The 6,285-nt window shown below is 69.0% G+C and carries 7 protein-coding genes and 1 pseudogene; all 8 read right to left on the bottom strand.

From position 1 onward, the window contains the following. Positions 1 to 26: 26 nt before the first annotated feature. Complete coding sequence (locus AB0H87_RS36275; RefSeq protein WP_360156453.1) at positions 27 to 377, bottom strand: metal-sulfur cluster assembly factor; 351 nt, start codon at positions 375 to 377, stop codon at positions 27 to 29. Beyond that, entirely contained in the window at positions 374 to 832 is a 459-nt protein-coding gene (sufU, locus tag AB0H87_RS36270) for a Fe-S cluster assembly sulfur transfer protein SufU (protein ID WP_360156450.1), read from the bottom strand. Before sufU ends, AB0H87_RS36275 begins: the two co-directional genes overlap by 4 nt. Further along, on the bottom strand, positions 832 to 2,109 hold the full coding sequence (locus AB0H87_RS36265) for a cysteine desulfurase (RefSeq protein ID WP_360156447.1): 1,278 nt from the start codon (positions 2,107 to 2,109) through the stop codon (positions 832 to 834). Before AB0H87_RS36265 ends, sufU begins: the two co-directional genes overlap by 1 nt. Positions 2,110 to 2,133: 24 nt before the next feature. Further along, the gene (gene sufC, locus AB0H87_RS36260; protein WP_360156444.1) at positions 2,134 to 2,907 is read right to left on the bottom strand and encodes a Fe-S cluster assembly ATPase SufC; all 774 of its coding nucleotides are present in this window, start codon (positions 2,905 to 2,907) and stop codon (positions 2,134 to 2,136) included. Continuing rightward, positions 2,904 to 3,230, bottom strand: a complete 327-nt coding sequence (locus AB0H87_RS36255; protein WP_360156456.1) for a non-heme iron oxygenase ferredoxin subunit — start codon at positions 3,228 to 3,230, stop codon at positions 2,904 to 2,906. The genes sufC and AB0H87_RS36255 overlap by 4 nt, the downstream gene beginning before the upstream one ends. A 5-nt stretch (positions 3,231 to 3,235) precedes the next feature. After that, positions 3,236 to 4,402, bottom strand: coding sequence for a Fe-S cluster assembly protein SufD (sufD, locus tag AB0H87_RS36250; protein ID WP_360156441.1), 1,167 nt, complete (start codon positions 4,400 to 4,402; stop codon positions 3,236 to 3,238). Continuing rightward, entirely contained in the window at positions 4,403 to 5,836 is a 1,434-nt protein-coding gene (sufB, locus tag AB0H87_RS36245; RefSeq protein ID WP_360156438.1) for a Fe-S cluster assembly protein SufB, read from the bottom strand. It lies immediately after the preceding gene. Positions 5,837 to 5,846: 10 nt separating this feature from the next. Then, positions 5,847 to 6,285 (bottom strand): annotated as a pseudogene (locus AB0H87_RS36240) (transcriptional regulator); the annotation flags it as partial.

Genomic DNA, 6,285 nt, shown 5'->3' with positions numbered 1-6,285 from the left:
GTCATGCCCTCTGAGGACGCTTCGACTCAGACGTTGTAGCCGAGCGACCGGAGCTGATCCCGGCCCTCGTCAGTGATCTTGTCGGGGCCCCACGGCGGGAGCCACACCCAGTTGATCCGGAAGTCGCTGACCAGGCCGCCGCCCGGGCCGGTCATCAGGGCCGACCGGGTCTGGTCCTCGATCACGTCGGTCAGCGGGCAGGCCGCCGACGTCAGCGTCATGTCCAGGGTGGCGACGTTCTCGTCGTCGACGTGCACGCCGTACACCAGGCCGAGATCGACCACGTTGATCCCCAGCTCGGGGTCGACGACGTCCTTCATCGCCTCTTCGATGACATCCACGGATGCCTTCGCGGGGCTCACGGTCTCTTCACTCATGCCTTCACCTCGGGTCCCACCGCGACGCCGGCGCGTACCGCGGCGTCCTTGAACGCCATCCAGGGCAGCAAGGCGCACTTCACGCGCGCCGGATAGCGCGCCACTCCGGAGAACGCCACGCCGTCACCCAACAATTCCTCGTCCGGCTCGACCTGACCGCGGCCCTGCATCAGCTCGACGAACGCGTCGTGCACCTTCAGCGCCTCGCCGACCGGCTGGTCGGCCAGCAGGTCGTGCAGGACGCTCGCCGAGGCCTGGCTGATCGAGCAGCCCATGCCCTCGTACGAGACGTCCGCCACCTTGTCGCCCGCCACCGCGACCCGGATCGTCACCTCGTCGCCGCAGGTCGGGTTGACGTGGTGCGCCTCACCGCCGAACGGCTCCCGGAGCCCGCGGCCGTGCGGCCGTTTGTAGTGCTCCAGGATGATCTCCTGGTAAAGCTGGTCGAACTGCATCAGCCGAACACCTTTCGAACCCGCTCGAGACCCCGCACGAGCGCGTCGACCTCCTCGGTCGTCGTATAGACGTAGAAGGACGCACGGGTCGTCGCAGGCACCCCGTACCGCACGCAGACCGGCCGCGCGCAGTGGTGCCCGACCCGCACCTCGACACCCTCGTCGTCGAGCACCTGCCCGACGTCGTGCGGGTGGATGCCCTCCAGCGCGAACGAGATGGTGCCACCGCGACCTTCGGACACCGCCGGGCCGAAGATCCGCAGGGTGGGCACCGACGTCAGCGCGTCGAGGGCGTACGAGGTGATCTCCTTCTCGTGTGCCTGCACCGCGGCCATGCCGATGTCGGAGAGGTAGTCGATCGCGGCGCCGAGCCCGACCGCCTCGACGATCGGCGGCGTGCCGGCCTCGAAGCGGGCCGGTGCCGGTGCGAACGTGGACTTCTCCATCGTCACGGTCTCGATCATCGAACCGCCGCCGAACACGGGTGGCATCGCCTCGAGCAGCTCGCCGCGGCCCCAGAGCACACCGATGCCGGTCGGCCCGAGCATCTTGTGCCCCGTGAAGGCGATGAAGTCGACGCCCAGCGCCTGGACGTCGACCGGCAGGTGCGGCACCGACTGCGAACAGTCGAGCATCACCAGCGCGCCCACCTCGCGGGCCCGCGCGACGATCCGCGCCGGGTCGTTGATCGTGCCGAGGATGTTGGACATGTGCACGATCGAGACGAGCTTGGTGCGCTCGTTGACCAGCTCGTCCAGCGCCGACTCGTCGAGCCGGCCATCGTCGGTGACGGAGAACCAGCGCAGGGTCGCGCCGGTGCGCTCGCAGAGCAGCTGCCACGGCACGAGGTTGGAGTGGTGCTCCATCTCGGAGACCACGACCTCGTCGCCGGGGCCGAGGCGGAACCGGGGATCACTGTCCGGTGTCACCGACGCGTTCGAGAAGGCGTACGCGACGAGATTGATCGCCTCGGTCGAGTTCTTGCCGAAGACCACCTCGTCGGCGGCCGGCGCGTTGACGAACGCCGCCACCTTCTCCCGCGTGCCCTCGTAGGCCAGCGTCGCCTCGGTGCCCAGCGTGTGCACCGAGCGCGACACGTTGCCGTTGTGCCGCTCGTGGTGTGCCCGCATGACATCGAGCACCTGGCGTGGTTTCTGCGACGTGTTGGCGCTGTCCAGGTAGACCAGCGGGTGGCCGTTGACCTCTCGACCGAGGATCGGGAAGTCGGCCCGCAACGCGGCGACGTCGAACGTCGACGGGATCGCGAGAGACGTCATGACTGGGCAGCCCTTCGTGCGTGGTCAGGCCGCGGCCGGACCGGTTTCCGCCAGGTAGCGCTTGTAGCCCTCGGCCTCGAGCTGCTCGGCCAGCTCCGGCCCGCCCTCTTCGACGATCCGGCCGCCGGCGAAGACGTGCACGTAGTCGGGAGTGATGTAGCGCAGGATGCGGGTGTAGTGCGTGATCAGCAGCACGCCCGTGTCGCCGGTCGAGCGGACGCGGTTGACGCCCTCGCTGACCACCTGCAGCGCGTCGATGTCGAGGCCCGAGTCGGTCTCGTCGAGGATCGCGATCCTGGGCTTGAGCAGCTCGAGCTGGACGATCTCGTGCCGCTTCTTCTCACCGCCGGAGAAGCCCTCGTTGACGTTGCGCTGGGCGAACGCCGGGTCCATCTGCAGCCGCTCCATCGCGCCGCGCAGGTCGGTCGACCAGGTGCGCAACTTGGGCGCCTCGCCGTCGATCGCGGTCTTGGCCGTACGCAGGAAGTTGGCCACCGAGACGCCGGGGACCTCGACCGGGTACTGCATCGCGAGGAACAGGCCGGCCCGGGCCCGCTCGTCGACCGTCATCGACAGCACGTCGGCGCCGTCGAGGGTCACCGAGCCGCCGGTGATCTCGTACTTCGGGTGGCCGGCGATCGAGTACGCCAGCGTCGACTTGCCCGAGCCGTTGGGGCCCATGATGGCGTGCGTCTCGCCGGCGCGGACCGTGAGGTCGACGCCCACCAGGATCGGCTTGAGCTGGCCATCGGGCAGCTTGACCGAAACCTTCAGGTCGCGGATCTCCAAGGTGCTCATGCGGGCATTACTCCATTGCTCGGCGTGAGGGCGACGTAGACCTCGCCGTCACGGACTTCGACGGGATAGACGGGTACGGGTTCGGTAGCCGGGAGCCCGGTCGGCTCGCCGGTACGCAGGTCGAAACGGGAGCCGTGCAGCCAGCACTCCAGCGTGCAGCCGTCGACCTCACCCTCGGAGAGGGCGACCGCGGCGTGCGAGCACTCGTCGTAGGCGACGTAGAAGTTGTCGTCCTCGCCGTGCACGACGGCCAGCTCGAGGTCGTCGGCGACGGCCTTGATCGCCGTGCCCTTGGGCACGTCCTCGACGGAGCACAGGCGGATGAAGCTCACTGGTCGCCCTTCGCCAGCCGCGCCTCGATGGTGTCGCCGAGGCGCTCACGCAGGGTCTCGACCGGGATCTTCTGCAACAGCTCCGCGAAGAAGCCGCGGACGACCAGCCTGCGCGCCTCGTGCTCGGGGATGCCCCGGGCCATCAGGTAGAACAGCTGCTCGTCGTCGAACCGGCCGGTCGCGCTCGCGTGCCCGGCGCCGACGATCTCGCCGGTCTCGATCTCGAGGTTCGGCACGGAGTCGGCCCGCGCGCCGTCGCTGAGGACCAGGTTCCGGTTGATCTCGTACGTGTCGGTGCCGGTCGCCTGCACCTGGATCAGCACGTCGCCGACCCAGACCGTGTGCGCGCCCTCGCCCTGCAGCGCGCCGCGGTAGCCGACGTAGCTGCGGCAGTCCGGGATGCTGTGGTCGACGAGCTGGCGGTGCTCGAGGTGCTGGTCGTCGTCGGCGAAGTAGAGCCCGAACAGCTCCGCGTCGCCGCCCCGGCCCGCGTACTCCACGCTCGTGAACTGGCGCACCACGTCGCCACCGAGCGTCACCTGCACGTGCGTGACCCGGGCGTCGCGGCCGAGGCGGAACTTGACGTGCTGGGCCTGCACCGCGTCGGACGCCCAGTCGGCGACCGTGATCAGCGTGAGCTGGGCACCGTCGGCGACGTCAACCTCGACGTTGTCGGCGAGCGTGGTCGAGCCGACCTGCTCGACGATCAGCGTGGCTTTGGCGAACCGGCCGACCTCGACGACCGTGTGCGCGTACGCGACACCGTCGCCCCCGCCGATCACCCGGACGCGGGCCGGCTCGGCCGGCTCGGCCTCGGGCGCGACCTCGATCAGCGTCGCGCCGTCGGCGTTGCCGAAGCCGAGCGCGCTGATCCGGTCGAACGGCACCAGCACGCGGCCGATCCGCTCGTCGCCCTTGGCCAGCCTCGCCACCGTCACGCCGGCCGGCAGGTCCTCGTGCTCCCAGCGCAGCGTGCTCTCCGCCGCCGGCGTCGCGGTGGCCAGACCGCGCATGCGCTTGAGCGGCGTGAACCGCCACTCCTCCTCGAGCCCGGTGAGCGCCGGGAAGTCGGCGACATCGGTCGAGTGCAGGCTCTGCGCCTTGGTCTTGGGCAGGCTCGACGTCTTGGGCGGGGTGACCGCCACCTCGGTTTCCGTGGGCATTTAGCCGACGGCCCCTTCCATCTGCAGTTCGATGAGCCGGTTGAGCTCGAGTGCGTACTCCATCGGGAGCTCCTTGGCGATCGGCTCGATGAAGCCGCGCACGATCATCGCCATGGCCTCGTCCTCGGTCAGGCCCCGGCTCATCAGGTAGAAGAGCTGGTCCTCGCTGACCTTGGAGACGGTCGCCTCGTGACCCATCGCCACGTCGTCCTCGCGGATGTCGACGTACGGGTACGTGTCGGACCGCGAGATCGTGTCGACGAGCAGCGCGTCGCACTTGACGGTGCTCTTCGAGTGGGAGGAACCCTCCAACACCTGGACCAGGCCGCGGTACGAGGTCCGGCCGCCACCCCGCGCGATCGACTTGGAGACGATCGTGCTGCTGGTGTGCGGAGCCGCGTGCACCATCTTGGCGCCGGCGTCCTGGTGCTGGCCCTCGCCGGCCATCGCGACGGAGAGCACCTCGCCCTTGGCGTGCTCGCCCATCATCCAGACGGCCGGGTACTTCATGGTCACCTTGGAACCGATGTTGCCGTCGATCCACTCCATGGTCGCGCCCTCGTGCGCCACGGCGCGCTTGGTGACCAGGTTGTAGACGTTGTTCGACCAGTTCTGGATGGTCGTGTAGCGGCAGCGGGCGCCCTTCTTCACGATGATCTCGACGACCGCGCTGTGCAGCGAGTCGGACGAGTAGATCGGCGCGGTGCAGCCCTCGACGTAGTGCACGTAGGCACCCTCGTCGACGATGATCAGCGTCCGCTCGAACTGGCCCATGTTCTCCGTGTTGATCCGGAAGTAGGCCTGCAGCGGGATCTCGACGTGCACGCCCGGCGGCACGTAGATGAACGACCCGCCCGACCACACGGACGTGTTGAGCGCGGCGAACTTGTTGTCGCCGACCGGGATCACGGAGCCGAAGTACTCCTTGAACAGCTCCGGGTGCTCGCGCAGGCCCGTGTCGGTGTCGAGGAAGATGACGCCCTGCTCCTCGAGGTCCTCACGGATCTTGTGGTAGACCACCTCGGACTCGTACTGGGCCGCCACGCCGGCGATCAGCCGCTGCTTCTCGGCCTCCGGGATGCCCAGCTTGTCGTAGGTGTTCTTGATGTCCGCGGGCAGGTCGTCCCAGCTCGCCGCCTGCTTCTCGGTCGAGCGGACGAAGTACTTGATGTTGTCGAAGTCGATGCCGCCGAGGTCGGCACCCCAGTCGGGCATCGGCTTCCGGCCGAACAGCCGCAGGCCCTTGAGGCGCAGGTCGAGCATCCACTCGGGCTCGTTCTTCTTGGCGGAGATGTCACGCACCACCGCCTCGTTGAGCCCGCGCTGCGCCGCGGCGCCGGCGGTGTCGGAGTCGGCCCACCCGTACTGGTAACTGCCCAGGGCGGCGAGGTGCTCCTCCTGGGTCACTACGGGCTGGACGATCTGCTCGGTCATCTATCTGTCCTCACAGTTGGGTGCTTTGCTGGTTGCCGGTGCCTGGACCTCCGGTCGGCACGGAGGACCCGATGTCCGGGTGGTGCTGGGCGGGGATATGAGTAGTGCATACCCCGTCACCGTGTGCGATCGTGGCGAGTCGCTGGACGTGGGTCCCGACCAAGCGCGAGATCACCGCCGTCTCGGCCTCGCACAGCTCGGGAAACTCGGCGGCCACGTGCGCCACCGGGCAGTGGTGCTGACACAGCTGCCCGCCCGTCGCGATCGTGGAGGCGTTGGCAGCGTAGCCCTCGGCCGTCAACGCGTCGGCGAGCGCCTCGGCCCGCGCGATCGGGTCGTCTCCGGCGCCTTCCATGGCGTCCCGGCAGCGGCCCTCCAGGGTGGCGACCTGCTCGGCGGCGAACGCGTCGACCGCGCCCTCGCCACCGTGGGTGGCGATCCAGCGCAGC

It is taken from the genome of Asanoa sp. NPDC050611 (genome assembly GCF_040654855.1).
Lineage (GTDB): Bacteria > Actinomycetota > Actinomycetes > Mycobacteriales > Micromonosporaceae > Asanoa.
This window is presented reverse-complemented; position numbering and strand designations above follow the sequence as displayed.

Excerpts from the sequence above, each read along its gene's own strand:
- AB0H87_RS36265 (WP_360156447.1), bottom strand. The coding sequence starts at position 2,109 with ATGACGTCTCTCGCGATCCCGTCGACGTTCGACGTCGCCGCGTTGCGG.
- AB0H87_RS36275 (WP_360156453.1), bottom strand. The coding sequence starts at position 377 with ATGAGTGAAGAGACCGTGAGCCCCGCGAAGGCATCCGTGGATGTCATC.
- sufC (WP_360156444.1), bottom strand. The coding sequence starts at position 2,907 with ATGAGCACCTTGGAGATCCGCGACCTGAAGGTTTCGGTCAAGCTGCCC.
- sufU (WP_360156450.1), bottom strand. The coding sequence starts at position 832 with ATGCAGTTCGACCAGCTTTACCAGGAGATCATCCTGGAGCACTACAAA.
- sufD (WP_360156441.1), bottom strand. The coding sequence starts at position 4,402 with ATGCCCACGGAAACCGAGGTGGCGGTCACCCCGCCCAAGACGTCGAGC.
- sufB (WP_360156438.1), bottom strand. The coding sequence starts at position 5,836 with ATGACCGAGCAGATCGTCCAGCCCGTAGTGACCCAGGAGGAGCACCTC.